We start from the raw sequence: 25,337 nt of genomic DNA on the forward strand, positions 1-25,337 counted from the left end.
GCCACCGCCACCGCCACCGTCGCCGTCGCCGTCGGTCGTCACCGCGCTCGGCCAGCCTGCCTCCGCCTCGCGGAGCATCGCGACCGCCGAGACGATCTGGCCCGGGGTGCAGTAGCCGCACTGGAACGCGTCGTGCTGGATGAAGCAGCGCTGCATCGGATGGAGTTCGCCGTCGGTGGCGAGCCCGGCGGCGGTGACGATCTCGGCCCCGTCGTGCGCGACGGCGAGCGCCAGGCAGCTGTTCACCCGCCGGCCGTCCAGCAGAATCGTGCAGGCTCCGCACTGCCCGTGGTCGCAGCCCTTCTTCGGACTGGTGTTGCCGAGCCGTTCCCGGAGGGTGTCGAGCAGGGTGGTCCGGATGTCGACGCTGACCCGCTGTGCGGTGCCGTCCACCCGGAGGTTGACCTCGACATCAATGATCTCGACGTCCATGGGCGGGACCTCCTGGAGGATCGGGTCGCTACGAACACCCACAAAGTTAGCCATACCATCCCGGCAGAGGACCGAAACGGGCAAAGCCCGCGCCAATGCCGTACGGCCTCCCGGTGCGGGACTCCGGTGAGCCCGCTCCGGCTCAGCGCGGCATCCGGTCGGTGGCGACCGACCCGTACAGGGCGAGCGCGGCGAGCAGGGTGGTGATCAGGCCCAGCGCGGCCAACGGTGGCAGCAGCCGGGCGACCGGCAACAGCAGCAGGGCCAGGCCGGCACCGCCGAGTTGGACGACGGAGCCGGCCCGGACCGTCCGCCAGCCGACCCCGACCTGACCACAGAGGTAGCAGGCGACACCGCCGTAGAGGGCCACCAGCGCAACCCAGCCCAGTGGTGCGGAGGGGTCTGCGCCAACCGGATCGGAGAGCCGGGCGAGTACCTGCTCGATGCCGAGGGCGACGTAGATGACACCGGCGATCAGCGGGAAGTGCAGCAGCGAGTGGGCGTCCCGGGCCAGCCGGGCCCGGGGCGCCCCGTGCAACAGCTCCAGCTGGCGGCGGGTGACCGGCGCGACCGACTCGAAGTAGAGCAGCCAGAGGCAGACGGTCATCGCGAACCCGAGCAACGTGGCGGCCAGGATGGGCGCGTCGATGGGTGCCCCGCCGATGCCGATCTCGACCGACACGATGGACTCGCCGAGGGCGATGATGAAGACCAGGCTGTGCCGTTCCGCGAAGTAGCCGGGGCTGCGCAGCCGCCATCCGCCGCCGGACCGCGACACGATCTGGCCGCCACCCCAGTCGATGACCAGCACCGCGGTCCAGAGCAGCAGTTGCGGCGTTCCGCCGAGGAGCGCGCCGACCAGCAGCGGTACCGAGGCGACGGTCTGGGTGACGGCGTCCCGCAGAAGCTGCCGCCGGAGCGCGGGTTCGCCGGCCGCCGCGAACAGGTAGGTGCAGACGTACAACACCCGGACGACGAGGTAGGCGAGCGCGAGCGTCAGCGGGCCGTCCAACCGGCCGGAAGCGTGCCGGAACGAGTCCGGAACGACCAGGGCGACCACGAAGACGGCCGCCATCGCCGCGATGGCACCGGCCCGTACCACCCCGACATCGGCCCGGGCCTGGTTGCCGAGCCACGTGTAGGCCGACCAGGACCACCAGAGCAACGCCAGCAGCAGCAGGCCCCGGACCAGCGCGAGTGTGGTCGGCTCGTCGGCCATGAACGAGATGACCCGGGTGAACGCGAAGACGAAAACCAGGTCGAAGAAGACCTCGAACGGGGTGACCCGGTGCGTCTCGTCGGCGAGCGCGATCGTTGGCCGGTGGATCCTCCGCACGTGCCGTCACTTCCGATCTCGGGGCCGACCGCGCCGGCCGACTACCCGTACAACGGATCACGAGTCCGACCGGCAACCCGAAGTTGGCCGCTGCCGGTGTGCGCCGCCGGATACCGGTGGCGGGCGGCCGGGCGGGACTGGGCGACAATCAACGCCATGCGGTTCGGCATCCTGGGTGCGACGGAGGTGTACGCGACCGACGGCCGCCGACTCGCCGTCGGTGGGCCGCGGCTGCGCGCCCTGCTGGTGCTGCTGCTCCTCGACGCGGGTCGACTGGTCTCGGCCGATCGGCTGATCCACGGCCTGTACGGCGACAACCCGCCGAACCGGGCCGCGAACGCGTTGCAGTCCCAGGTCTCCCGGCTGCGTCAGGTGCTGTCGGCGGCGAACGGGCCGGAGCCGCTGGTGGAGTTCCATCCGGCGGGGTACCGGCTCGCCGTCGACCCGGAGGACGTCGACGTGCACCGGTTCACCCGGCTGGCCGGGGCCGGACAGCGGGCGCTGGCCACCGACGACCGGCGGCGCGCCGCAGACCTGCTGGGCGAGGCGCTGGCCCTGTGGCGCGGCGAACCGTTGGCGGACGTCCGCGACGCACCATTCGCGCCGCCCCAGGCCGTACGCCTCGACGAGCTGCGGCTGGCCGCCGCCGAGGACCGGATCGAGGCGGAACTCCGACTCGGTGCGGCCGGGACGATCGTGACCGAGCTGCGCGAGCTGGTGACGGCGTACCCGCTGCGGGAGCGACCGCGCGGTCAGCTGATGCGTGCGCTGCACGCCGACGGCCGGCGGGCGGAGGCGCTCGCCACCTTTGCCGACGCCCGGCGCCGCCTGGCCGACGAACTCGGCACCGACCCGTCCCCGGAGCTGACCGCGTTGCACGTGGCCGTGCTGCGGGACGATCCCGCGCTGGCTCCGGTCCGCACCGCCCGACCCGGGCCGCCGGCGGATCCGTCCGGCCCCGGCGTGCTTCCGCATCCCGGCCGGGGGATGTCCGGTGCGACCGGTGCCGAGCCGGCCGGCCCGGTCGGATCCGGCTCCTGGGGCCAGTCGACGGGATTGCCGGGGCAACTCAGCAGCTTCGTGGGCCGGGAGGAGGAGCTGCGCCGGGTCGGCAAGCTGCTCGGCGAGGCCCGGCTGGTCACCCTGCACGGCCCGGGAGGCGCCGGTAAGACCCGGCTGGCGATCGAGGCGGCCAGCCGGCAGGAGGGCGAGATCCGCCTGGTCGAACTGGCGTCGGTGACCGCCGGGGCGGACGTGACCCAGACGGTGCTCGCCGCGCTCCACCTGCGTGAGGCCGTACTGCATGGCCCGGGTACACCCCGGGACGCCGCCGACCGGCTGGTCGCGGCGCTCGCGGACCGGCGCCTGCTGCTGGTGCTCGACAACTGCGAACACGTGGTGGCCGACGCCGCCCGGCTCACCGACCGACTGCTCGGCGCCTGCCCGAAGGTCCGGGTTCTCGCCACCAGCCGGGAACCGCTCGGGCTCACCGGCGAGGCGCTGTGCCCGGTGTCCGGGCTGCCCCTCCCGCCGGTCGACGCGAGCCCGGAGACGGCCCGGGAGTACGCCTCGGTGCGGCTCTTCGCGCAGCGGGCCGTCGACGCGTCGCCGGATTTCGATCTCGACACCGGCAACGTGGCCGAGGTACTGCGGATCTGCCGTACCCTCGACGGCCTGCCGCTCGCCATCGAACTGGCCGCGGCCCGGCTCCGGGCCCTGCCGGTCGCCCAGATCGCGGCCCGGCTGGACGACCGGTTCCGGCTGCTGACCCGGGGTAGCCGGGTGGCCCAGCCCCGGCACCAGACGCTGCGCGCGGTGGTGCAGTGGAGCTGGGACCTGCTGGACGAGATCGAGCAGCGGCTGGTCCGCCGGCTCACCGTGTTCGCCGGCGCTGCCGACCTGGATGCCGTCGAGCGGGTCTGTGGTCCGCTCGGGGCCGACGTTCTGGACGTGTTGTCGAGCCTGGTGGACAAGTCCCTGGTCGAGGCTGCTGGTGGGCGGTTCCGGATGTTGGAGACCGTGCGCGCGTTCGGCGCCGAGCGGCTGGTCGAGGCCGGCGAGGCAGACCGGCTGCGCGAGGCGCACGCCGCGTACTTCCTCGACCTTGCCCGGACGGGCGACGAGCGGCTGCGCGGCGCGGAGCAGTTGGAGTGGCTGCGCCGGTTGGACGCCGACCGCGACGACCTGCACGCCGCGCTGCGCCGGGCGCTGGCCGGCGCCGACACCGCGACGGCGCTGCGACTGGTCGCGGCCCTGTCGTTCTACTGGTGGCTGCGCGGGTTGCGGGGCGAGGGTGCCGCACTGGCCAGCCAGCTCATCGAGCGGTTCGACGCCGGTCCGCCGGCCGGTCTGGAGGAGGAGTACGCACTCTGCCTCCTGCACGCCTCCCTCGGCGGGTACGGCCGGGCGGTCCCGGACATCGGCGTCGCCGGCGCGATCCTGTGGAACCTGCACCGGCCGCCCCGGCAGCCGTTCATGCTCTACCTGTCCGGGATCGCCAATGGTCCACCGGTGGACATGTCGCAGTCGTTGGTGGCGTCGGAAAGCTGGGACGAGGTCCTCGGTACCGATCCGTGGAGTCGGTCGTTGGCGGCGCTCGGTATCGGGATGATGTGGATGCTCGAACGCCAGCACGACCGGGCCCGGTCCCAGTTCGAGATCGCGCTGGCCGGCTTCCGTGCCCTCGGGGAGCGCTGGGGGACCATCCTGAGCCTGACAAGCGTCATAGATATCGCCTACCGCGAAGGTGATCACACCTCGACCGAGGCGGTGGACGAGGCGCTGGGGCTGGCCGACGAACTCGACTCGACGCTGGACATGGCGGAGCTGCTGCGTACCCGGGCGGACGGCCGGATCAGCGTCGGCGACCTGGTCGGAGCGGGTGCCGACTACCAGCAGGTGGTGGAACTCGCCGTGCCGGCCGGAGCACCGGAACTGCTCGCCGCCGCGCACTACGGGCTCGGCGAGATCGCCCGGATCCGGGGCGACCTCGACCGGGCCCGCGAGCTGTGCGAGCAGGCGCTCGCGGAATGCCCCACCGGCTGGTTCGGCGCCGAGGGGGTCCGGCTCGGCGTACTCGGCACCCTCGGCAGGATCGCCGAGGCGACCGGTGACGTCGCGACGGCCCGCCGCCACTACCGCGAGGTGCTCGTCTCCACCCAGGGGATCTGGGAGCAGGAGACGGTTTCCACCGCCGTGGAGGGTCTGGTCGGGCCGGTGCTGCGGGACGGCGACGCCGAGCGGGCCGCCCTGCTGCTGGGTGCGATAGCGGTCCTGCAGGCCGGCGCCGCGTCCGCGACCGGGGCCGGCCCGGTGGCGGACGCCACCCGGGCCCGGCTCGGCGGGGCGGCGTACGAGCGGATCGTCGCCCGGGGCGCGGGTATGAGCCGTGAGCAGGCGTCCGCGCTGCTCGATCAGCGGTGATCGCCGCCCGAGCACGGCGCCGACGACGAGCGGACCGGAACGCGGTCGGGTTCATCTCGTCCAGCGTCGTCCGTCACCGGCGGTTCCGGAGACCGTCAGCCGAGGTGACCGGGGCCGTCAGCGCGCGGTGAGTGCTTCGTCAGGGCCGTCGGCGACCGTCGGAGCATGACAACCGATACACCAGCCGTCGTCGCCGAGGGACTGCACAAGCGGTACGGCACGACCAGAGCCCTCGACGGGTTCGACCTCACCGTGCCGGCCGGCACGGTATGCGGACTGTTGGGACCGAACGGGGCAGGCAAGACCACGGCGGTCCGGATTCTCTCCACCCTGCTCCGGTTCGACGCCGGCCGGGCCCGGGTGGCGGGGTACGACGTGACCCGGCAACCGGAGCAGGTCCGTGGCGTGATCGGGCTGACCGGCCAGTACGCCGCCGTCGACGAGGTCCTCAGCGGCCGGCAGAACCTGATCCTCTTCGGTCGCCTGCACCACCTTCCGGTTCGGGCGGCCCGGCGACGCGCGGACGAGCTGCTGGCTCAGTTCGGGCTCACCGATGCGGCGGGCAAGTCGGCGGGGGAGTACTCGGGCGGAATGCGCCGCCGGCTGGACCTGGCCGCCAGCCTGATCATGACGCCCCGGGTGCTCTTCCTCGACGAGCCGACCACCGGCCTCGACCCGCGCAGCCGCAACCAGCTCTGGACGGCCGTACGCCGTCTGGTCGCCGACGGCACCACGGTGCTGCTCAGCACCCAGTACCTGGAGGAGGCGGACCAGCTCGCCGACCGGATCCTGGTGGTCGACGCGGGGCGGGTGGTCGCCGAGGGCACCTCGGCCGAGTTGAAGGCGCGGATCGGTGCCGACCGGATCGAGGTGGTGGTCCGGGACGCGGCGGAGCTGGGTGCGGCCGCCGCGGTCGTCGAACGGTTCGCCGCCGGGCCGGTCGAGGTGGACGTCGAGATCCGACAGCTCGGCGCGCCGGTCGTGGAGCGGGTCGCGGCGCTCGGCGACATCATGCGGGCGCTGAGTGACGCCGCCATCGCGGTCGAGGATGTCGGCCTGCGCCGGCCGACCCTCGACGAGGCGTTCCTGCACCTGACGGGGCAGCGGCCCGCCGGTGTGCCGTCGGCGGACCAGCCGGCCGGAGCGGGGGTGGCGGCATGACGAGCACCCTGCGGTCCCCGTCCCGGATGTCCGGCGCCGACTCCGCCGTACGACCGGATTCGGCTTCCGGCGGAGCGCTGGCCCGGTTCCGCCGGGCCCTGGCCGACGGCTGGGTGATGACCGGTCGCAACATGTCGCACGTGATCCGGTCGCCCGAGGAGATCGTGATCTATTTCAGTCTGCCGATCATGTTCGTGCTGGTCTTCGGCTACGTCTTCGGCAGCGGGATGGCGGTATCGGGTTCGGGCTACCGGGAGTACCTCCTGCCCGGCGTCTTCGTGATGACGATGCTGTACGGCCTCGGCGCCACCGCCAGCGGTATCGCCATGGACGTGAGCCGGGGCGTCGTCGACCGGTTCCGGTCGATGCCGATGGCCCGGTCCGCGCTGGTGGTCGGCCGGACGGGTGCGGACCTGCTCCGCGCCCTGCTGGAGATGGCCACGCTGGTCGTCTGCGGCCTGCTGGTCGGTTGGCAGTGGCGGAACGGCCTGGGCTCCGCGCTCGGCGCCGTGGGGCTGATCCTGCTGCTGCGGATCGCGCTCACCTGGGTGGGTATCTTCCTCGGCCTGGTGGTGCCGAACCCGGACACCGTCGGCGTGATCGTGTTCCCGCTCGCGTTTCCGCTCAGCGCGCTCTCCAACGTCTTCGTGTCGCCCGATCTGATGCCGCAGTGGCTCGGCACGATCGCGGCGTGGAACCCGCTCTCCGCGACGGTGGCGGCGGCCCGGGAGCTGTTCGGCAATCCAGGTACGGGTGGGGACTCGTGGCCGGCCGAGCATTCGCTGGTGCTGGCGATCGCCTGGCCGGTGCTCCTCATCGCGGTCTTCGCGCCGCTGGCCGTCCGTCGCTACCAGCGGCTGAGTCGCTGACGGTGGCGGTCGTCGTCGGCTGGGTCACCGGTGACGGTGGCTCAGCCGCTGGCGTGGTGGGCGTCGAGCAGCGCCGTGGCGGTCAGCAGGCTCAGTCCGTCGAGGCCGGTGCCGTGGATCACCGATCGGGCGGCCGAGCCGTCGAACACGATGGTGAGCTGCTTCGCCAGCGTCTCGGGATCGCGGGCGCCGGCCAGGGTCGCCTGCCGGGCGAAGTAGTCGGTCAGCAGTTGTTTGTGGTGCCGGGCGACCACGCTGGCCGGATGGCCCGGGTCGCGTAGTTCGGTGGCCGTGTTGACGAACGGGCAGCCGTGGAACTCCGGCTGGTCGGCGAACTCCTCCAGGCGTTCGAAGACACGCAGGATCCGCTCCCGAGGGGCCATCTCAGACGTGTCGTCCGGAAGATGGGCGGCGATTGTCGCCGGACCGTACTCGGCGAGGCTTTCCGCCACGAGTGCGTCCTTGGTCTCGAAGAGCTGGTACATGGTCCGCTTCGAGACGCCGGCCGTCTGGCAGAGCTTCTCGACGCCGGTCGTCGCGATGCCCTCGCGGGCGAACAGCTCGGCTGCGGCACGCAGCAGGCGCTCGCGCGGTAGGGCCCTGGCGGTCGAGGTCATAGCGGCAGCGTACCCGCTGGCCTTGCGGTTGGAAACCGATCGGTTTACGGTTGGCGAAACCGATCGGTTTCCTAGCTTCCTGGAGATCCCAAATGCAGATCGAAAATGCTGTCGTACTGGTGACCGGTGGCAACCGTGGCCTGGGCCGGGCCATCGCCGCCGAGGCGGTCGCCCGGGGCGCCCGGAAGGTCTACGCCGCCGCCCGTGATCCCCGTACCGTCACGAATCCGGACGTCGTGCCGCTGGCGCTCGACGTGACCGACCCGGAATCGGTGGCCGAGGCGGCCCGGGTGGCCTCCGATGTCACAGTTCTGGTCAACAATGCCGCAAGCCTGGTCAACGCGGACTTCCTGGACTCGGACGTCGAGGAGGTGCGTCGGGAGTTCGAGACCAACTTCTACGGGCCGCTCCGCCTCACCCGGGCGTTCGTGCCGAGCATCATCGACAACGGCGGCGGTCACGTTCTCAATATCAACTCCGCGCTCTCCTGGCTCGGGATCAGCGGCTCCTACAGCGCGTCGAAGGCGGCGTTGTGGTCGATGACGAACTCGCTGCGCCTGCAACTGCTGCCTCGGGGGGTCGGGGTGACCGGGCTGCACGTCGGTTACATCGACACGGACATGTCGGCGCACGTCGACGCGCCGAAGATCTCTCCGGAGGACGTGGCCCGGCAGGCGATCGACGGCATCGAGGCGGGAGCCTTCGAGGTGCTGGCGGACGAGACCAGCAGGCGGGTGCGGGGTGGCCTCTCCGCATCGGTGGACGCGATGTATCCGCAGCTCGGCGCCGCCTGACCGATCGTGAGGGGTGGCTCGACCCCGTTTGAGAACGTTGCCTGACCGATTGCCGGAGGGGTGGCGCGACCCCATGGGAAACGCCGCCGCCGGCGCCAGTCGGAGCTCGGGCCACCCCTCCGGCCTTCCCTTTATCGGCGGCTTGACGCGAAACCACGTCGACCTTTATCGTCATCACGACGAAAACAGGGGAGGTGGCGCGTCGTGACCGACGTGACCAGACGGCTGTTCCTGCGACACCTGCGCGGAGCGCCGACGACATGGGTACGACACCACGCACGGGGCCGGGTGCGACACGAGGGGATCGGGCAGTCGTTCTGGTACCGCCCGCTGGTCGCCGTACTGAGCGAGGTACCGGTCGACGACCGCGAGCTGCCGCTGCTCTTCCACGCCCGGACCAGCGACTTCGCCGACGTCACGGTGCAGGCCACCGTGACGTACCGGATCGCCGACCCGGCGCTCGCCGCGAGCCGGCTGGACTTCTCGATCGACCCGCACCGGGGCGTCGCCCGGGCCCGGCCACTCGACCAGGTCGCCACGCTCCTGGCCGAGCTGGCCCAGCAGCCGGCGCTCGACCTGCTGGCCCGGGTGCCGCTGGCCGAGGCGCTGACCGACATCGCCGCGGTCCGGGAGGCGGTGTCGGCCGCGTTGCGGGACGAGGCCCGATTGGCCGACATCGGAGTCTCGGTGGGCAGCGCCCGGGTCGTGGCGGTCCGTCCCGAGCCGGAACTCGAACGCGCGCTCCAGACGCCGACCCGGGAGGCGGTGCAGGTCGAGGCCGACCGGGCCACGTACGCCCGGCGGGCCCAGGCGGTGGAGCAGGAGCGGGGGATCGCCGAGAACGAGTTGCAGAACAAGATCGAGCTGGCCCGTCGGGAGCAGCAACTGGTCGAGCAGCGCGGCGCCAACGCCCGCCGCAAGGTCGAACTGGAGGCCGACGCGGAACTCGCGGTGGCGCAGGGCAAGGCCGAGCGGGAGAAGGTGGCGAACGCGGCAGCGGCCGACCGGGCCCGGGTGCTGGCCGCCGCCGAGGCGGAGAAGGACCGCGTCCTCGCCGGCGCGAAGGCGGACGGCGTACGCGTGGTCGGCCTCGCCGAGGCAGAGGCGGAGACGGCCAAACTCGCGGCGTACCGGGACCTGCCGCCGGCCGTGCTCCAGGCGCTGGCGCTGCGGGAGGTCGCCGGCCAGCTTCCCGAGATCGGCCAGCTCACCGTCACCCCGGACGTGCTGACCGGCCTGCTCGGCCGGCTCGCGCGATGAGCACGCCCCGGTCGGGGATGCCACGGTGAGTGCCACCCTCGCGCCCCGGGTCGTTCTGGTGAGTCGACGCAGCGAGCTCGACGAGCTGCTGGCCCACCACGGCACCCGGGGCGCCGCCGGCTACTACCTGAGCCAACGGGGCCGGGACCTGGCCGAGGTCGTGGCCCGGCACGATGCGCTCCAGGCGGCGCTGACCGTCGTCGGGGCGGCCATTCCGGCCGACTGGCGGCGTGGGCACGCGGACCGGGACGATCTGGCCCGGTTTCCGTTCGCTCCCGAGGACATCGTGGTGGCGGTCGGTCAGGACGGCCTGGTCGCCAACGCGGCGAAGTATCTCGACGGACAGCCGGTGATCGGTATCGATCCGGAGCCGGACCGCAACGCCGGGGTACTGGTGCCGTTCGCACCCTTCGAGATCGCCCGGCTGCTGCCCGCGGTGGTCGCGGGACACGCGCCGATCCGCGAACGGACCATGGTCCGGGCCAGGTTGGACGACGGGCAGGAACTCCTCGGGCTCAACGAGATCTACGCCGGCCATCCCGGCCACCAGTCGGCCCGGTACGTCCTTTCCACAGTTGACGGCCGCCGGGAGCGGCAGTCGTCGTCCGGACTGGTGGTCGGCACCGGTACCGGCGCCACCGGTTGGTGCGCGTCGATCGCCCGGGAACGGGCCGGCGCGCCACCGCTGCCGGCACCGGGGGAGCTGGCGCTGTGCTGGTTCGTCCGCGAGGCGTGGCCGTCCCCGTCGACCGGCGCCTCGTTGACGGCCGGCCGGCTCGGCGCGGAGGAGACCCTGGAGATCGTGGCGGAACGGGAGCGGCTCGTGGTCTTCGCCGACGGACTGGAGACGGACCACCTGGCGATGGCCTGGGGACAGCGGTTGACGATCGGACCGGCCACCCGACGCCTGCGCCTGGTCGAGCCGGCAGGTGCGGCGGGCTGACGGTCGAACCGATCCGCGCCGGCTGAGGGTCGAACCGACCCGTGCCGGCTGAGGGCCGAACCGACCCGTGCCGGCCGGCGGGTCCTCGGCCGGCGGTCGGGTTGACCTCCGCCGGGGGCGCGGGACGGCGGGATCGTCCGCCGACCTCCGGGCCCAGGTCAGCCCGTCACGGTGTCTCGGACCATTCCCACCGGGGGACCTCGCGCAGCGGGTGCAGTTGCTCGTCGGTCTCGGCATGGGAGTTCTGCTTCGCCACCTGCGAGCCGAACTCGACGTGTGATCGCAGGGCATCCCGGAACGCCTCGTCGGCGGGCAGGCCGGCCGCGTCCGCGGCCGTGAGGTACAGCGCGACGAAGCGCTCCCGCTGTTCCTCACTGATCCGCAGCCCCCGGTGTGCCGCGATCAGACCGGCGAAGCCGCCCATCTCCCGGGTGAAGACGTCCGGACCGCCGAAGCTCTCTCCGGTGAACGCGGTGAGGTGGGCGACATGCTCGGGTCGACCGGCCCCGAACAGCGGTTGCAGCAGCGGGTCAGCGAGCACGCTGCGGTAGAACAGGTCGGTGAACCGGTACAGGGCCTCCTCGCCACCGGCGTGCTCGTACAACGTTTCCATGGGTTGTCCGCCTGTCTGCTGTCGCACGTGGTCGCGACTGCCGCCGCCCGTCCAGATTGGACCGTCGCCGGCCGTACGTCGTCAGTGCAATGGCCGGCGGCGTTCGGCTGTTCGGCCAGGATCGGAAAGCGGGACGCCCACGGTACCCAGGTGCTCAGGCGGGTGGCGGGTGGGTGGGCCTAGAAGGTCGACTTCGGTGCGCTCGCGCCCGAGGTGATCCTGGTCGGTCCGGCCGCCGAGGGGCGTACGTCGACGTCGAAGATCGCGGTCGGCAGGTAGACGGTGGCGCAGGAGTTCGGAATGTCCACCACTCCGGAGAACCGCCCCTCGATGGGCGCCGCCCCGAGGATCAGGTACGCCTGCTCCGGGCTGTACCCGAACTTGGTCAGGTAGTCGATCGCGTGCAGGCAGGCGCGCTGGAAAGCCAACTGCGAGTCCAGGTAGCGCTGTTCCCCGTCCGTGGTGACGGAGATTCCGGAGAAGGCCAGCCACTGGCTGTACTGCGGCGCCACGTTCCCGGGCAGGAAGATCGCGTTCTCCGACACCCCGTACATGGTCATGCCGCCCTTGATCACGTCCACGTGCAGGTCGACGAAGCCGCCCATCTCGATCGCACCGCAGAAGGTGATCTCGCCGTCGCCCTGGGAGAAGTGCAGGTCACCCAGGGAGAGGTTCGCGCCGGGGACGTACACCGGATAGAAGACCCGGGTCCCCTTGGTCATGTTCTTGATGTCCTGGTTCCCGCCGTTCTCCCGGGGGGGAGCCGTCCGGGCCGCCTCGGCGGCGACCCGGTCGAAGTCGGCGCCGGTCAACGCCCCGAGGATCGCCCCGTCCGGCAACGGCGGCAGCGACAGCGGTGGCACCCGGTCGGGATCGGTGGCCCGCAGCGCCCCCTCCCGCTGGTTCCACTTCGCCAACAGCGCCGCCGACGGGGCGGTGCCCATCAGCCCAGGATGGATCATCCCGGTGAAGGTCACCCCGGGGACGTGCCGCGAGCTCGCCTGCTGACCGCTGAAGTCCCAGATCGCCTTGTACGCGTCCGGAAAGTAGTCGGTCAGAAAGCCCCCGCCGTTCTGCTTCGGAAAGATCCCGGTGTAGCCCCACCCCTGTCCGGCCAGCGGACCGCTGTCCTCCTGCGGAATCGGCCCGACGTCCAGGATGTCGACCACCAGCAGATCACCGGGCTCGGCGCCGCTCACCGAGAACGGCCCGCTGAGCGCGTGCACGATCGGCAGCGGCGCGTCCCGGACGTCGTCCGCCGAGTCGTCGTTGTGGATGGCGCCGTCGAACCATTCCCGGCACTCGACCCGGAACGACTGGCCGGGCCGGACGGTGGCGACCGCCGGGATGTCGGGGTGCCACCTGTTGTGGCCCATCAACTCCTGCTCGGTGAACTTCCTCGTCGAGTCGAGTGGAAACAACACCTCGGGCATCGCGGTATCCCTTCACCGGTCAGGGTCGTGGCAGCCGGGCATGGCCGGGATGGGTCGGCCCGTTCGGCCGGGTCGGGGTACCGCGCCGGCCGGGAATCCGGGACACCACCTCCGGTGCCTCGGCACTGCGGGCGGCCCGGTCGAGTGCCGCGGTCAGCGGGCGCGACACGGCGTTCAGCAGCGGTGCGGAGAAGACCCGGTCGGCCTCGGCGGAGCAGGTCGCGCAGCGCGTCCTCGGCGGGGCCTGCCCGATCGGGTACGCCGCGTCGAAGGCGCCGTCGCGCGGGCACCGGTACTCGTACGTCGCCACGGCTCAAGAATCGGACCGGGAAGCCCGACTCCGCAGGTCAATGCGACAAGTAGTGGCTCCTGGTGCGGCAGTGCCCGGTGTGGTGCCCCAGGGGCGAGCAACCCGGACCTCGTCGACTGCACCGGGGGCGGGCAGGTCGCGGTATCGGCCGGAGTTCACGGCGGTCACTACGGTTGACCGGTTGCGGCCCCTTGACCGGTTGCGGCCCCTTGACTGGTTGCGGCCCCTTGACTGGTTGCGGCCCCTTGACTGGTTGCGGCCTGGCGGCGGGCTCGGCAGGATCGGCCGGGTGACGAGCCCCATCGACATCCTCGACTACTACCGGCGTGGCGGCGAGCACGCCCGGCTGACCGGCGGAGTCGGGCGGTTGGAGTACCTGCGCACGCTGGACGTGCTGACCAGGACGCTGCCGCCGGCCCCGGCCGTCGTACTGGACGTGGGCGGCGGCACCGGCGTGTACGCGGAGCCGCTGGCCGCGGCCGGCTACCGGATGCACCTGCTGGACCTGCTGCCGGAGCACGCGGCGGCGGCCGCCGGACGGGCCGGGGTGACCGCCCTGGCCGGAGATGCCCGGTCCCTGCCGGTGCCCGACGGCCGGTTCGACGCGGTGCTGCTGCTCGGACCGCTCTACCACCTGCTCGACCGGGCCGAGCGGGTGACCGCCTGGCGGGAGGCGGCCCGGGCGGTCCGCCCCGGCGGGCTGGTGGTGGCCGCGACGATCAGCCGGTACGCCTCGCTGTTCGACGGGTTCGTGAAGGGACTCTTCGACGATCCCGAGTTCCGGCCGGTGGTGGAGCGGACGCTTGCCGACGGGCGGCACCTGAACACCCGGCCCGAGCGGAACTGGTTCACCAGCGCGTACTTCCACCATCCGGCGGAGCCGGCGAGCGAGGCGACCGAGGCGGGTCTCGCGGTGCGTCGGGTGGTCACGGTGGAGGGCCCGCTCGGGTTCGCCGGTGGGCGGCTGAACGAGATCCTGGCCGATCCCGAGCAGACCGCGCTGCTGTTGGAGATGTCCCGCCGGGTCGAGGCCGAGCCGAGCCTGCTCGGCGCGAGCGGTCACCTGCTCACCGTCGCCTGGCGGCCGGGCGCGGCGGATCCGGTCCTGGACGGCACCGCCCACCGGTAGCCGCCTGCCGGACAGCCGCCTGCCGGACAGCCGCCTGCCGGACAGCCCTCCGCCGGAGCGCCCCCGCCGGTTGGATCAGCTGTTTGACGGTCAGGCCGCGTAGCCGGGCACGCAGTTCGTCGGGGGCGGTGACGATCAGCGTCTTGATCTGGCGTTGGGTGTCGGCGCGCTGGTCGACCGCGCTGCGCCGGGCTACCCGCAGGTTGCGCAGGGCCTCGACACGGCCGTCGCGTTGCTTAGGGACGCCGGTGCGTTCCCGGGCCAGGGCCGCCCTGGCGGCTTGGACGGCGTCGATCGGGTCGGACTTGCCCTGGAACCGGCGGGTCTTGCGGTCCGGGCGGTCGACCTCGATCACCTCGACATCCTTGTCACGCAGCAGGCGGGCAAGTCCCGAACCGTAGGCACCGGTGCCCTCGACCCCGACCCGGTTCAGTCGGCCGTGTCCGCGCATCCAGGCCAGCAGCGCGGTGTAGCCGGCCGCCGTGGCGGGAAACCGCTCGGTGCCCAGCACCCGCCCAACCAGATCGATCACCGCCGCGGTGTGGCTGTCCTGGTGGGTGTCGACTCCACCCGCGACCTCGATCGCGGCATCGTCAGGTGTAATAGGAGGCATCGTCGTCCTGTCGTTCGTGACTGGGGCAGGGCGGCACGCACCAGCCGGGCAACGCGGACAAGACAGAGATGGGGCCTCTGGCCAGGCTCCTATGAAGTCACAACGCCACGTCCAGTGAGTGCACGAGCACCTCCCGACCGAGGCCGACAAATCCCCGTTAAGGACCCGAAGTCAGTCAGTCGATGGGTCAGACCCCGGCGGGAGGTGCTCACGAACATCATCTCTGTCAGTCGACGACCCGGACGTCCTTCCAGAAGGCGACCCGGTCCCGGACCATCTCGGCGTCCGGCTTCGGCTCCGGGTAGTACCAGACGGCGTCGTCGCTGCGCTGGCCCTCGTGCTCCAGGCTGAAGTACGACGCGGTGCCCTTCCAGGGGCAGAAGGTGTGGGTGTCGGAGTCGCGGATCAGGTCGTCCCGCAGGGCGGTACGCGGAAAGTAGTGGTTGCCCTCGACCACGACGGTGTCCGTGCTCTCCGCGACAACCAGGTCGTTCCAGATTGCTTTCGGCATGCCCCCAGACTATTCCGGCCGGCCCGCCCGCCGGGTCTGGCGCCGGACGGAACCGGTTTCCGGGTCTGGCGCCGGACGGAACCGGTTTCCGGGTCGCGGCGACCCTGCCACTACCGTAGGAGCGGCCGATCCCGGCCGGAAGGGACGCCAGCGGGGGACGGGAGGGGCGGATGGCCGAGGAGAGCGTGCTCCGGGTCCTCATCGCCGACGACCAGGCACTGGTGCGGGACGGACTCGGCATGATCCTGACCGCCCAGCCCGACATCACCGTGGTCGGTGAGGCTGCCGACGGCGTCGGCGCGATCCGGTGGGCCAGGGAGCTGACCCCGGACGTGGTGCTGATGGACATCCGGATGCCGAACGTGGACGGCATCGCGGCGACCGTCCGGATCTGCGCGGAGACCTCCGCCCGGGTGCTGGTGCTGACCACCTTCGACCTCGACGAGTACGTCTACGACGCCTTGCGGGCCGGCGCGAGCGGCTTTCTGCTCAAGGACATGCGCCGGGAGGAACTGGTCAACGCCGTCCGGGTGGTGGCCTCCGGGGAGGCGCTGCTGGCGCCCACCGTCACCCGCCGACTGATCGCCGACGTGGTGTCCCGGGACCGTTCGGTCCGGCCCACTCCGTCCGGCCCGAGCCGGCTCGCCGGCCTGACCACCCGGGAGACGGAGACGTTGCGGCAGGTCGCCCGGGGGCTGTCCAACGTCGAGATCGCCGCCGCGATGTTCGTCAGCGAGCACACCGTGAAGACCCATGTCAGCAACGTCCTGGCCAAACTCGGTGTGCGGGACCGGGTCCAGGCGGTGGTGCTGGCGTACGAGTCCGGTCTGGTGGCGCCCGGCGACGCCGGTGAGATCGAGCGGTCGACTCGGTCCTGAGCGCGATTCCCGACGCCTCCGGCCCCGCCCGGTCGACGGAGCCGGGATCCCCTACCGGCGGTGATCCGCCGAGCCGGTTCGGGCGGCCGAGGAGTCGATGCGGGTGACGGAGGACGAGCCGGTACGGACGGCGGGGCGGTGAACGTCGTCCACCGAGCAGTTGAAGAAAACCGCCGTTGCGGAAAACGATGCTGGCGAATATTGACAGACGATCGAGAGACGTCCATCCTCGTCGATATTCATCCCCGCTCGGTATGGAGGACCCCTTGTTCAGACGTACCGTCAGAGTTCTCGCGGCGCTCACCCTCGCCGCCGCCGCAACGCTCGTCGCGACCGTGACGACCGCCGCCCCCGCGCAGGCCGACGGCTGCTACACCTGGAGCCGGCAGCTCTCCGAGGGCATGACCGGTGAGGACGTCCGGCAGTTGCAGATCCGGGTGGCCGGCTATCCCGGCTACAACGCGGTGCTGGGCGTCGACGGCGCCTTCGGACCGGCGACCCGGTCCGCCGTCATCCGCTTCCAGCAGGCCTACGGTCTCGGCGCGGACGGCATCGCCGGGCCGCTGACGTTCAACAAGATCTACGCGCTCCAGGACGACGACTGCACCCCGGTCAACTTCAGCTACGCCGAGTTGAACGACTGCAACTCGGACTGGTCCGGCGGCGCGGTCTCGGCCTCGACAGCCCGGTTCAACGCGTTGGTCAACATGTGGAAGCTCCAGGCCATGCGGCACGCCCTCGGCGACCAGCAGCTCCGGGTCACCAGCGCCTTCCGCAGTCACGCCTGCAACAACGCCGTCGGCGGATCGGCCACCAGTCGACACCTCTACGGCGACGCGGTCGACATCGGCGCCAGTCCACACAGTCTTTGCACCCTCGCCCAGCAGGCCCGCAACCACGGGTGGCGGGAGATCCTCGGCCCCGGATACCCCGGACACAGCGACCACACGCACGTCGCGCACAAGTCCAGCCGTACCTGGTCGGCCAGCTCCTGCGGCGTCTCCTGACCGCCGCGCCGGTGCCCGTCGGCGGCGGGGCGGGCACCGGCCGCAGGTGTTAGGAGGGGGCCCTTCTTCTACCGGAAGCGCTAATAGGGGGCCCTTCCTTACATCCCTGAGATTTCTCGGGGTGGATTGGCGACCTTTGGCAGATTTGGGGGGTCGGGTCGGGAGGACAGGCTTCCGGGTATGCGGACACTTTCTCGACGATGGCTGTTGGGCGGGCTCGCGGCGCTGGTGGTGGTGTCGGCGACGTCCACCGCACCGGCCGCGCTCGCCCGGACCGGGCCGTCAGCGTCAACTCCGAACGGATCCCCGGCGCCCGGACAGACCCCGCCGTTGCGGCTGAGCCTGCCCGAGCCGACCGGCCGGTATCCGATCGGCACCACCGAACTGCACGTGGTCGACTCCGAGCGGCCCGATCCCTGGGTCGACGGACGGCCCAGGGAACTCATGCTCAGCGTCTGGTACCCGGCCGCGTCCTCGACGGGCGGGAGGCTGGCGCCGTACCTGGCTCCGGGTGCGGCACCTCGGCTCGGCGAGCGGGTCGCCGGGCTTCTCGGGCTGCCCGCGGACCAGGTCGACTGGGCAGGGCTCACCACGCACGCCCGGTCCGGAGTGCCGGTACAGCCACGGCCGGGCGGTCATCCGGTCGTCCTCTTCTCACCCGGCGGGGGCGAGCCCCGGGCCAACGGCACGATCCTGGTCGAGGAACTGGCCAGCCAGGGCTACGTCGTGGTTACCGTGGACCACACGTACGAGACACCGGCGGTCGAGTTTCCGGGGGGTCGGGTCGAGACGCAGCAACTGCCCGAGATCGATCCCACCGAACTCAACCACCGGATGCTGGAGACCCGGATGCGGGACATCCGGTTCGTCCTCGACCAGCTCGCGGTCCTCGCCCGCGGGGGCAATCCCGACGCCGAGGGGCGGCATCTGCCGCGTGGCCTCGGTGCCGGGTTCGACCTGTCCCGGACAGGCATGTTCGGCCACTCGGCCGGCGGTTTCACCTCGGCGGAGACGATGCTCGTCGACCGGCGGATCGACGTCGGAGCCGATCTGGACGGCAGCATGGCGTACAGCTTCTCCGCCAACGACTTCGGGGACGTGGTGGAACGCGGGCTCGACCGGCCGTTCCTGCTGATGGGCGCGGGACGCAGCAGTGGGGCCCCGCACACCCACCAGCACGCCCGCGACTGGGCGGGCTTCTGGGCCAACTCCACCGGATGGAAGCTGGATCTCTACGTCGCCGACGGCGAGCACTTCAGCTTCACCGACTACCAGCTGCTGCTGCCGCAGCTCGGCGCCGTCTTCGACCTGCCGGAGGAGGTGGTGACCGGTGCGATCGGCACGGTCGATCCGGACCGCCTGGTCGGATCGCTGCGGGCGTACCTCACCGCGTTCTTCGACCAGCACCTGCGCGGTCGGCCGCAGCATCTGCTCCGGAACCCTTCGCCGCGACATCCCGACATCACCTTCGTCCGGCCGTAATCCCGTCCGGGCCGGCGATCGGCAGTCCGGCCTCGTAGCCGGCGGCGAACGTCTCCAGTGCCGCGTCGGTGCCGGCCCGGTCACCGGTGGCGAGCAGGTCGAGGAGCAGGCCACGGATCACCGCGAGGCCGAGCCGGGCGTGGGTCCGGGCCACCTCGGCGGGTACGTCCCACCGCGCGGCCAGTTCGACGTTGAGGTCGAGCCAGTTGTCCACCACGCCTTCGAGCAGTGGCGCCGTGCCGGGGTGGCCCTGCACCGCCTGGCCGTACATCTCGAAGAACAGCCGTTCGTACGGCCACAGTGCCGGGTCGGCCAGCCGGCGCCACATCGCCCGGATGGTGTCGGCCAGTGAGTTGGCCGGATCGAGGTCCAGGGTGGTCAGGGCGGCTCGCTGTCGACTCTCCACCTCCCGTACCACCTCGACGAGCAGTCCCTCCTTCGAGCCGAAGTGGTAGATCAGCATCCGGTGGCTGGTGCCGATTCCGGCGGCCAGCCCACGCAGGGTCAGTGCACCGACGCCGTGCTCCGCGATGTGGTCGACGGCGCGGGACAGCAGTTGTCCCCGAAGCTCTCCAGCCATGTACCATACGGTACATGTACCAGGTGGTACATGATTGGGAAGAGGTGCATGAGGTGGCGGGTCAACAGATCGACGTACGGGTGCACACCACGGCCAGCCCGGCTGCGGTCTACGGGTTGCTGTGCGACGGGGCGGGCTGGCCGACCTGGTCCCCGATCGGTTCGTTCGAACTGGAGCGACCGGGGTCGGACGAGCCGGAGGGGGTGGGGGCGATCCGCGTCTTCCGGACCGGCCGGACGACCAGCCGGGAACGGGTCGCCGAGCGGGTGCCGGACCGCCGATTCAGCTACGAACTCCTCTCCGGCCTGCCGATCCGCGACTACCGGGCCGACGTCGACCTCACCCCGGACGACCGGGGCACCCTGATCCGTTGGCACTCCTCGTTCACCGCCAAGGTGCCCGGAACCGGCTGGATCTACCGCCGGGCGCTGGGCCGGTTCATCACCCGGACCGCCGAGGGGCTCGCCACGTACGCCGCCACCCTGCCGACCCGCACACCTGACCGGCCCGATCCGGCCTGACCGGATCGGCCGGCCGATGGCGCCCGCCGGTCCGCCAGCCGCCCCGGCCGGTACGCGTTCCGCCGTCAGGTGGCGGCTGGCTGTACCGGCAGCCTGGGCAGCAGCGCGGCGACCCGAGCCGCGGCGGCATCGTTGTCGATCTGGCGGAACAGCGCGTACGCATCGGACCACGCCATCCCGGCGGCGGCGTTGTCGCCGACGCTGGCGTACGCGTGCCCGAGCACGGTCAGCGCCCGGGCGCGGAGGAAGTGGAACCGTGGCTCTCCGAGCAGTTGGAGAACCCGGCGGAGCAGCGCGACGGCCCGCGCCGGACGGCCGTCGACCAACTCCAGTTCGCCGAGCCCGGCCAGGGACAGCGCCTCGCCGAACGCCAGCCCGTCGACCTGACTGCGGGCGAGGGCGGTCTCCAGGGTGTGCCGGGCGGACGGGTGGCCGTCCAGGGCGTAGAGGTGGCCGAGCCGGGCCAGCGCGTACGTCTCCTGGACGTGGTCGCCGGTCTCCCGGGCGACGGCGACCGCCTGCCGCAGGTACGTCTCACCGGGTCCGGGCCGCCCCAGCTCGCCGTAGGTGAGGCCGAGCAGGGTGAGTGCGGTGCTCTCGTCGCGTCGGGCGCCCATGCCGCGGGCCAGGTCGAGATAGCGGTGGGCCAGGTCCCGGGTGACGTCGTCGCGTCCCTGCTCCCGGCTGATGATGGCGCGCTGTGCCAGAGCGTGGCACTCGCCGAGTTCGTAACCGGCGGCGGCGGAGACGGACATCGCCTCGGCGAGCAGCGGCGCCGCCTCCCGGTGCCGTCCGGTGATCCGGTACACGTCGGCACACAGCCACAGCGAGTCGGCCACTCCGCGTGGCTCACCGACCAGCCGGAAGATCCGCAGGGCCGCCTCGGCGGCGTCGAGCTTCTCCCGCAGCTCCGCACCGCGCCGCGAGGTCCACAGGTCGGCGAGGTTACGCCTGAGCACCGCCTCGCCCCGGCGCTCCCCGGCACGCCGGCACGCTCGCAACGCCGCCTCGTGGACCTGCCGTGCCTCGTCGTGCATCCCCCGCAGTTCGTAGAACACCTGCGTCGACGCGGCGAGGTTCCAGGCAAGGCCGGTCAGCCCCAGATCGGCCGCCTGGTGGATCGAGGCGACCAGCGCGACCCGCTCCCGGTCGAACCAGGAGACCGGGTCGCCGACCGGCCCGGCCTCGGGCGTCGGTCGCCAGCGCCGGGCCGGACCGCGGATCGGTGCCAGCGTCCGGGTCGGCAGCCGGCCGTCGGCCGCCTCCGCACCGGCCAGCCAGGCGCCGAACGCCCGCTCCACCGCGTCGCGCCGGACCTGCTCCGGTTCCTCCTCGGCGGCCCGTTCCCGGGCGAAGAGCCGGACGAGGTCGTGCATCCCGTACCGGGGCTCGCCGACGGACGGACCGGTCGGTTCCGGCAGCTCCACGGACGTTCCCGGAATCAGTTCCAGCAGGGAGGCGTCGACAAGCGACTCCAGCAGCCCCTCGGCCCGGGACGGCGTCACGTCGAGCATCGCCGCACCGATCCACGCCGGTACGTCCGGCGCGTCGAGCAGGCTCGACAGCCGGAGCATCCGCCGAGCCGGTTCGGCCAGCGAACGGTAGCTGAGGCCGAGGCTGGCACGTACCTCCAGGTCGTCGGTGGCGAGTTCGTCGAGCCGGTTCAGTTCGTCGCGTAGCCGTTCGGCGAGTTGGCCGAGGCGCCAGTGCGGGCGCGCGGCGAGTCGGGCCGCCGCGATGCGTACGGCGAGCGGCAGGTACCCGCACAGTCGGGCGATCTCGGCCACCGCCTCCGGTTCGGTGGCGACGCGCCCGGAGCCGACGATCCGTTCGAGCAGTCCGACGGCCTCGGCCGGCTCGAACGTCGCCAGTCCCAGGTGGGCCGCGCCCTCCAGGCCGGTCAGTCGCTGCCGGCTGGTGACGATGACCGCACCGGCCGAGCCCCCCGGCAACAGGGGGCGGACCTGGGCGGCGGATCTGGCGTCGTCGACCACGACGAGCAGCCGCCGGTCGTGGACGGCGTCGCGGAACTGGCCGGCGCGCTCGGAGACCGTGTCGTGGTGCAGGTTGTCGGGCACCCCGAGCACCCGCAGGAAACGCCCCAGCACGGCGAGCGGGTCGACCGGGTCCGGCCAGCTCCCCCGCAGGTCGGCGTAGAGCTGCCCGTCCGGGTACCGCTGGCGGAGTCGGTGTGCCACGTACCAGGCCAGGCTGGACTTGCCCACGCCCGCCGGGCCGGACAGCGCGATGACCCGGAGCCGGTCGGACGGGACGCTGAGGGTGTTCTCCAGCCAGCCGACGGCCCGGCGCCGGCCGGTGAAGTCGGCGACCGTCGGCGGCAGTTGATGGGGCCGGGGCGGCTCCGACTCGGCCGGCCCCGGCGCCGCCCGGACGACTCCGGCCGGATTGGTCAGGCCGGGATCGGTGTGCAGCATCCGCAGGTGCAGTTGCCTCAGTTCGGGGCCGGGATCGACGCCCAGGGTGTCGGCGAGGTGGCGCCGCAGGCGCGCGTAGTGGTCCAGCGCGTCCGCCTGCCGCCCGCTGCGGTACAGGGCGAGAAGAAGTTGGCCGGCGAGGCGTTCGTCGAGCGGATGTTCTGCGGCCCGGCGGGTCAGCTCCGGCAGCAACTCCCCGTGCAGGCCCCGGCGGAGGGCGATGTCGCGCCGGTCGAGTTCGGCGGCGAACCGCTCCTGACCGAGCGCCTCCCGCAGCGTACTCAGCCAGGGGTTTTCCAGGTGCGCGAACGCCTCGCCCCGCCACAGCCCCAGCGCCTCGTCGAACATCGGAAGTGCCCGTGCGTCGTCCTCGGTGTTCCGGGCCTGCCGGACCAGCCCGCGAAACCGGTGCAGGTCGACGGCGTCCGGTGGCGCGGTGAGCAGGTACCCGGCCGACCGCCGGGTCACCGTCACCCCGGCGGCGGGGGAGAGCCGGTGCCGCAGCCGGGACAGGTAGCTGTAGAGGGTCTCCCGGGCCCGCTGCGGTCGCCGGTCGGCCCAGACCCGGTCCAGGAGTTGTCCCACCGAGACGATCTCGTTCGCGTCGACGAGGAGGGCGACCAGGACGGACCGTTGCCGTGCGGGCCCCATCTCGATCCGGTGCCCGTCGACGTGGACGTCGACATCGCCGAGCAGCCGAAACTCCAGCACCGTCTGCGAACCTCCGCCCGGTCAGGGCAGACCCTGGCCTCTAGTCGGTTGGCGAGCGGATTCAAGGATCACACAATGCCGGCGGGCGGAAGATCGACGGGACGGGCTGTCCCACATGGCAATCACGCGCGGCCGACGGCGGATCGTCGGATGACTGTCCGATCGACTGACTACCGGGTGTTCGTAGTTGTCGCACCCGGTCATTTAGTATGGCGCCGGCCGAGGCGCCAGCGCGGGTCCGCTACGGGGCCCGATCGGGGCGTCGGGCCGTTGTCGGCGACGAGGGTACTTCGTGGAGGAGTCACATGAGCACCGGGACTGAGACTTTCGAGTTCCAGGCCGAGGCGCGTCAGCTTCTGCAACTGATGGTTCATTCGATCTATTCGAACAAGGACATCTTCCTGCGGGAGCTCATTTCGAACGCCTCCGACGCACTGGACAAACTGCGGCTGGCCGCCTTTGCCGACAAGGATCTGGCGGTCGACACCTCCGACCTGCACATCGACCTGGAGGTCGACCCGGAGGCGCGGACGCTCACCGTCCGGGACAACGGAGTCGGCATGTCCCGGGACGAGGTGATCATCCTCATCGGCACCATCGCCAAGTCCGGCACGGCCGAGCTGATGCAGAAGATCAAGGAGTCGAAGGACGCGGCCGGCTCCCAGGACCTGATCGGGCAGTTCGGCGTCGGCTTCTACTCCAGCTTCATGGTCGCGGACAAGGTCACCCTGCTGACCCGACGCGCCGGAGAGGAGACGGCGACCCGGTGGGAGTCCGACGGCGGCGCCACCTACGTGATCGAGACGGTGGACGACGCGCCGCAGGGCACCGCCGTCACCCTGCACCTCCGGCCGGAGGACAAGGACGACCAACTGTTCGACTACACGGCCGGATGGAAGATCAGGGAGATCGTAAAGCGCTACTCCGATTTCATCGCCTGGCCGATCAGGATGCCCGTCGAGCGGACCGACAACGACGGCAACACGACCACCGAGATCCAGACGCTCAACTCGATGAAGGCGCTCTGGGCCCGGTCGAAGGACGACGTCAAGGAAGACGAGTACAAGGAGTTCTACCGGCACCTGAGCCATGACTGGTCCGATCCGCTGGAGATCATCCACATGCGGGCCGAGGGGACGTTCGAATACGAGAGCCTGCTCTTCATTCCGTCCCGAGCGCCGTTCGACCTGTTCACCCGCTCCGCGAAACGCGGCGTCCAGTTGTACGTCAAGCGGGTGTTCATCATGGACGACTGCCAGGAACTCATGCCGGAGTACCTGCGCTTCGTCAAGGGCGTGGTGGACGCCCAGGACCTGTCGCTCAACATCTCCCGGGAGATTCTCCAGCAGGACCGGCACATCCAGCTGATGCGTCGCCGCCTGGTCAAGAAGGTGTTGTCCACGATCAAGGACATCATGACCAGCGATGCCGAGCGTTACCAGACGTTCTGGTCCGAGTTCGGTCGTGCCGTCAAGGAAGGGTTGCTCGACGACCACGACAACCAGAAGACGATCCTCGACATCAGCTCCTTCGCCTCGACCCGGGACCCGGAGGAGTTGACCACCCTCGGGCAGTACGTCGAGCGGATGAAGGAGGGGCAGACCGAGATCTACTACTCCACCGGCGAGTCGCGCGCGACGATCGAGAACTCGCCGCACCTGGAGGCCTTCCGGGCCAAGGGGTACGAGGTGCTGCTGCTCACCGACCCGGTCGACGAGATGTGGGTCCAGTCGGTCCAGGACTACGACGGCAAGCGGTTCCAGTCCATCGCGAAGGGGCAGGTCGACCTCGACACCGAGGAGGAGAAGGCAAACGCCGGTCCCGAGCGCGAGCAGCAGGAGAAGGACTTCGCCGAGTTGCTCTCCTGGATGTCGAGCCAACTCGGCGAGAACGTCAAGGAGGTGCGGCTCTCGTCCCGGCTGACGACCTCGCCGGCCTGCATCGTCGGCGACGCCCAGGACATGACTCCGACCCTGGAGAAGATGTACCGGGCCATGGGGCAGGAGATGCCGACGGTCAAGCGGATCCTGGAGCTGAACCCCACGCATCCGCTGGTGACCGGCCTGCGGGAGGCGCACGGGCAGCGCAGGGAGGACGCTTCGGTGGCCGAGACCGCAGAGCTGATCTACGGGATGGCGCTGCTCGCCGAGGGCGGCGAACTGGGCGATCCGGCCCGGTTCACCCGACTGCTCGCCGACCGGCTGGCCCGTACCCTCTGATCGTCGGCGACGGGCTGGCCCGCAGTGGGGTCAGCCCGTCGGCGGCGGGCGGTCCGGACC

The 25,337-nt window shown here is 71.5% G+C and carries 23 protein-coding genes; 12 read left to right on the forward strand and 11 right to left on the reverse strand.

The features are described 5' to 3' along the window. Both I0C86_RS11575 and I0C86_RS11580 read right to left on the reverse strand, forming a co-directional pair. On the reverse strand, positions 1-432 hold a 432-nt coding region (locus I0C86_RS11575; protein WP_230393994.1), incomplete at its 3' end, for a (2Fe-2S)-binding protein. 142 nt (positions 433-574) lie between these two features. Continuing rightward, a complete protein-coding gene (locus I0C86_RS11580; protein WP_196201229.1) occupies positions 575-1,768 on the reverse strand; it encodes a low temperature requirement protein A in 1,194 nt (397 codons plus the stop codon). On the opposite strand from I0C86_RS11580, the gene I0C86_RS11585 reads away from it, so the two are divergent. The 3 genes from I0C86_RS11585 (at position 1,769) to I0C86_RS11595 (ending at position 7,221) form a co-directional block, all read left to right on the forward strand. Then, positions 1,769-5,191: a BTAD domain-containing putative transcriptional regulator gene (locus I0C86_RS11585; RefSeq protein WP_323373591.1), complete on the forward strand. Its 3,423-nt coding sequence runs from the start codon at positions 1,769-1,771 to the stop codon at positions 5,189-5,191. Positions 5,192-5,356: 165 nt separating this feature from the next. After that, positions 5,357-6,352 carry an ATP-binding cassette domain-containing protein gene (locus I0C86_RS11590; protein WP_196201230.1) on the forward strand — a complete coding sequence of 332 codons (996 nt, stop codon included), beginning with the start codon at positions 5,357-5,359 and terminating at the stop codon, positions 6,350-6,352. 116 nt (positions 6,353-6,468) lie between these two features. Next, positions 6,469-7,221, forward strand: a complete 753-nt coding sequence (locus I0C86_RS11595) for an ABC transporter permease (protein ID WP_196201258.1) — start codon at positions 6,469-6,471, stop codon at positions 7,219-7,221. 41 nt (positions 7,222-7,262) lie between these two features. On the opposite strand, the gene I0C86_RS11600 is transcribed toward I0C86_RS11595, so the two are convergent. Further along, the gene (locus I0C86_RS11600; RefSeq protein WP_196201231.1) at positions 7,263-7,838 is read right to left on the reverse strand and encodes a TetR/AcrR family transcriptional regulator; all 576 of its coding nucleotides are present in this window, start codon (positions 7,836-7,838) and stop codon (positions 7,263-7,265) included. A gap of 92 nt (positions 7,839-7,930) precedes the next feature. Here I0C86_RS11600 and I0C86_RS11605 point away from each other — a divergent pair, with 92 nt between their 5' ends. The 3 genes from I0C86_RS11605 (at position 7,931) to I0C86_RS11615 (ending at position 10,835) form a co-directional block, all read left to right on the forward strand. Beyond that, positions 7,931-8,632: an SDR family oxidoreductase gene (locus tag I0C86_RS11605; RefSeq protein WP_196201232.1), complete on the forward strand. Its 702-nt coding sequence runs from the start codon at positions 7,931-7,933 to the stop codon at positions 8,630-8,632. A gap of 204 nt (positions 8,633-8,836) precedes the next feature. Further along, positions 8,837-9,892: an SPFH domain-containing protein gene (locus I0C86_RS11610; RefSeq protein ID WP_196201233.1), complete on the forward strand. Its 1,056-nt coding sequence runs from the start codon at positions 8,837-8,839 to the stop codon at positions 9,890-9,892. Positions 9,893-9,917: 25 nt separating this feature from the next. Beyond that, the gene (locus I0C86_RS11615; RefSeq protein WP_196201234.1) at positions 9,918-10,835 is read left to right on the forward strand and encodes an NAD(+)/NADH kinase; all 918 of its coding nucleotides are present in this window, start codon (positions 9,918-9,920) and stop codon (positions 10,833-10,835) included. 166 nt (positions 10,836-11,001) lie between these two features. Here the strand turns inward: I0C86_RS11615 and I0C86_RS11620 are convergent, their stop codons facing one another. The 3 genes from I0C86_RS11620 to I0C86_RS11630 form a co-directional block, all read right to left on the reverse strand. Further along, entirely contained in the window at positions 11,002-11,448 is a 447-nt protein-coding gene (locus tag I0C86_RS11620) for a group II truncated hemoglobin (RefSeq protein ID WP_196201235.1), read from the reverse strand. A 179-nt stretch (positions 11,449-11,627) separates the two neighbouring features. Next, positions 11,628-12,881: a formamidase gene (fmdA, locus tag I0C86_RS11625; RefSeq protein WP_196201236.1), complete on the reverse strand. Its 1,254-nt coding sequence runs from the start codon at positions 12,879-12,881 to the stop codon at positions 11,628-11,630. 19 nt (positions 12,882-12,900) lie between these two features. Next, positions 12,901-13,191 carry an FmdB family zinc ribbon protein gene (locus tag I0C86_RS11630; RefSeq protein ID WP_196201237.1) on the reverse strand — a complete coding sequence of 97 codons (291 nt, stop codon included), beginning with the start codon at positions 13,189-13,191 and terminating at the stop codon, positions 12,901-12,903. A gap of 289 nt (positions 13,192-13,480) precedes the next feature. Here I0C86_RS11630 and I0C86_RS11635 point away from each other — a divergent pair, with 289 nt between their 5' ends. After that, complete coding sequence (locus tag I0C86_RS11635; RefSeq protein WP_196201238.1) at positions 13,481-14,320, forward strand: class I SAM-dependent methyltransferase; 840 nt, start codon at positions 13,481-13,483, stop codon at positions 14,318-14,320. Here the strand turns inward: I0C86_RS11635 and I0C86_RS11640 are convergent. Continuing rightward, positions 14,259-14,933, reverse strand: coding sequence for an IS110 family transposase (locus I0C86_RS11640; RefSeq protein WP_230393996.1), 675 nt, complete (start codon positions 14,931-14,933; stop codon positions 14,259-14,261). The genes I0C86_RS11635 and I0C86_RS11640 overlap by 62 nt on opposite strands. Before the next feature lie 226 nt (positions 14,934-15,159). Then, positions 15,160-15,444 (reverse strand): DUF427 domain-containing protein, encoded by a 285-nt coding sequence (locus I0C86_RS11645; protein ID WP_196201239.1) that lies wholly within the window; start codon positions 15,442-15,444, stop codon positions 15,160-15,162. A 185-nt stretch (positions 15,445-15,629) separates the two neighbouring features. Between I0C86_RS11645 and I0C86_RS11650 the strand changes: the two genes are divergently transcribed. After that, positions 15,630-16,322 (forward strand): response regulator transcription factor, encoded by a 693-nt coding sequence (locus tag I0C86_RS11650; RefSeq protein WP_323373592.1) that lies wholly within the window; start codon positions 15,630-15,632, stop codon positions 16,320-16,322. A gap of 51 nt (positions 16,323-16,373) precedes the next feature. Here the strand turns inward: I0C86_RS11650 and I0C86_RS11655 are convergent, their stop codons facing one another. Next, complete coding sequence (locus tag I0C86_RS11655) at positions 16,374-16,565, reverse strand: hypothetical protein (protein ID WP_196201241.1); 192 nt, start codon at positions 16,563-16,565, stop codon at positions 16,374-16,376. A gap of 23 nt (positions 16,566-16,588) precedes the next feature. Between I0C86_RS11655 and I0C86_RS11660 the strand changes: the two genes are divergently transcribed. Further along, complete coding sequence (locus I0C86_RS11660; protein WP_230393997.1) at positions 16,589-17,329, forward strand: D-Ala-D-Ala carboxypeptidase family metallohydrolase; 741 nt, start codon at positions 16,589-16,591, stop codon at positions 17,327-17,329. A 180-nt stretch (positions 17,330-17,509) separates the two neighbouring features. Next, entirely contained in the window at positions 17,510-18,811 is a 1,302-nt protein-coding gene (locus I0C86_RS11665) for an alpha/beta hydrolase family protein (RefSeq protein WP_196201243.1), read from the forward strand. Here the strand turns inward: I0C86_RS11665 and I0C86_RS11670 are convergent. After that, positions 18,792-19,391: a TetR/AcrR family transcriptional regulator gene (locus I0C86_RS11670; RefSeq protein ID WP_196201244.1), complete on the reverse strand. Its 600-nt coding sequence runs from the start codon at positions 19,389-19,391 to the stop codon at positions 18,792-18,794. The genes I0C86_RS11665 and I0C86_RS11670 overlap by 20 nt on opposite strands. Positions 19,392-19,405: 14 nt before the next feature. On the opposite strand from I0C86_RS11670, the gene I0C86_RS11675 reads away from it, so the two are divergent. Further along, complete coding sequence (locus tag I0C86_RS11675; RefSeq protein ID WP_196201245.1) at positions 19,406-19,912, forward strand: SRPBCC family protein; 507 nt, start codon at positions 19,406-19,408, stop codon at positions 19,910-19,912. A 65-nt stretch (positions 19,913-19,977) separates the two neighbouring features. Here I0C86_RS11675 and I0C86_RS44745 read toward each other — a convergent pair whose 3' ends face one another. Then, a complete protein-coding gene (locus I0C86_RS44745; RefSeq protein WP_196201246.1) occupies positions 19,978-23,058 on the reverse strand; it encodes an AfsR/SARP family transcriptional regulator in 3,081 nt (1,026 codons plus the stop codon). A 305-nt stretch (positions 23,059-23,363) separates the two neighbouring features. Between I0C86_RS44745 and htpG the strand changes: the two genes are divergently transcribed. Next, complete coding sequence (htpG, locus tag I0C86_RS11685; protein WP_196201247.1) at positions 23,364-25,277, forward strand: molecular chaperone HtpG; 1,914 nt, start codon at positions 23,364-23,366, stop codon at positions 25,275-25,277. Positions 25,278-25,337 lie beyond the last annotated feature (60 nt).

Source organism: Plantactinospora alkalitolerans, assembly GCF_015690345.1.
GTDB lineage: Bacteria > Actinomycetota > Actinomycetes > Mycobacteriales > Micromonosporaceae > Plantactinospora > Plantactinospora alkalitolerans.

What these genes read in the sequence shown, in the direction of transcription:
- I0C86_RS11590 (WP_196201230.1), top strand. Translation starts at nt 5,357, where the DNA reads ATGACAACCGATACACCAGCCGTCGTCGCCGAGGGACTGCACAAGCGG.
- I0C86_RS11595 (WP_196201258.1), top strand. Translation starts at nt 6,469, where the DNA reads ATGACCGGTCGCAACATGTCGCACGTGATCCGGTCGCCCGAGGAGATC.
- I0C86_RS11600 (WP_196201231.1), bottom strand. Translation starts at nt 7,838, where the DNA reads ATGACCTCGACCGCCAGGGCCCTACCGCGCGAGCGCCTGCTGCGTGCC.
- I0C86_RS11605 (WP_196201232.1), top strand. Translation starts at nt 7,931, where the DNA reads ATGCAGATCGAAAATGCTGTCGTACTGGTGACCGGTGGCAACCGTGGC.
- I0C86_RS11620 (WP_196201235.1), bottom strand. Translation starts at nt 11,448, where the DNA reads ATGGAAACGTTGTACGAGCACGCCGGTGGCGAGGAGGCCCTGTACCGG.
- fmdA (WP_196201236.1), bottom strand. Translation starts at nt 12,881, where the DNA reads ATGCCCGAGGTGTTGTTTCCACTCGACTCGACGAGGAAGTTCACCGAG.
- I0C86_RS11640 (WP_230393996.1), bottom strand. Translation starts at nt 14,933, where the DNA reads ATGCCTCCTATTACACCTGACGATGCCGCGATCGAGGTCGCGGGTGGA.
- I0C86_RS11645 (WP_196201239.1), bottom strand. Translation starts at nt 15,444, where the DNA reads ATGCCGAAAGCAATCTGGAACGACCTGGTTGTCGCGGAGAGCACGGAC.
- I0C86_RS11655 (WP_196201241.1), bottom strand. Translation starts at nt 16,565, where the DNA reads ATGAATATCGACGAGGATGGACGTCTCTCGATCGTCTGTCAATATTCG.
- I0C86_RS11665 (WP_196201243.1), top strand. Translation starts at nt 17,510, where the DNA reads ATGCGGACACTTTCTCGACGATGGCTGTTGGGCGGGCTCGCGGCGCTG.
- I0C86_RS11670 (WP_196201244.1), bottom strand. Translation starts at nt 19,391, where the DNA reads ATGGCTGGAGAGCTTCGGGGACAACTGCTGTCCCGCGCCGTCGACCAC.
- I0C86_RS11675 (WP_196201245.1), top strand. Translation starts at nt 19,406, where the DNA reads ATGTACCAGGTGGTACATGATTGGGAAGAGGTGCATGAGGTGGCGGGT.
- htpG (WP_196201247.1), top strand. Translation starts at nt 23,364, where the DNA reads ATGAGCACCGGGACTGAGACTTTCGAGTTCCAGGCCGAGGCGCGTCAG.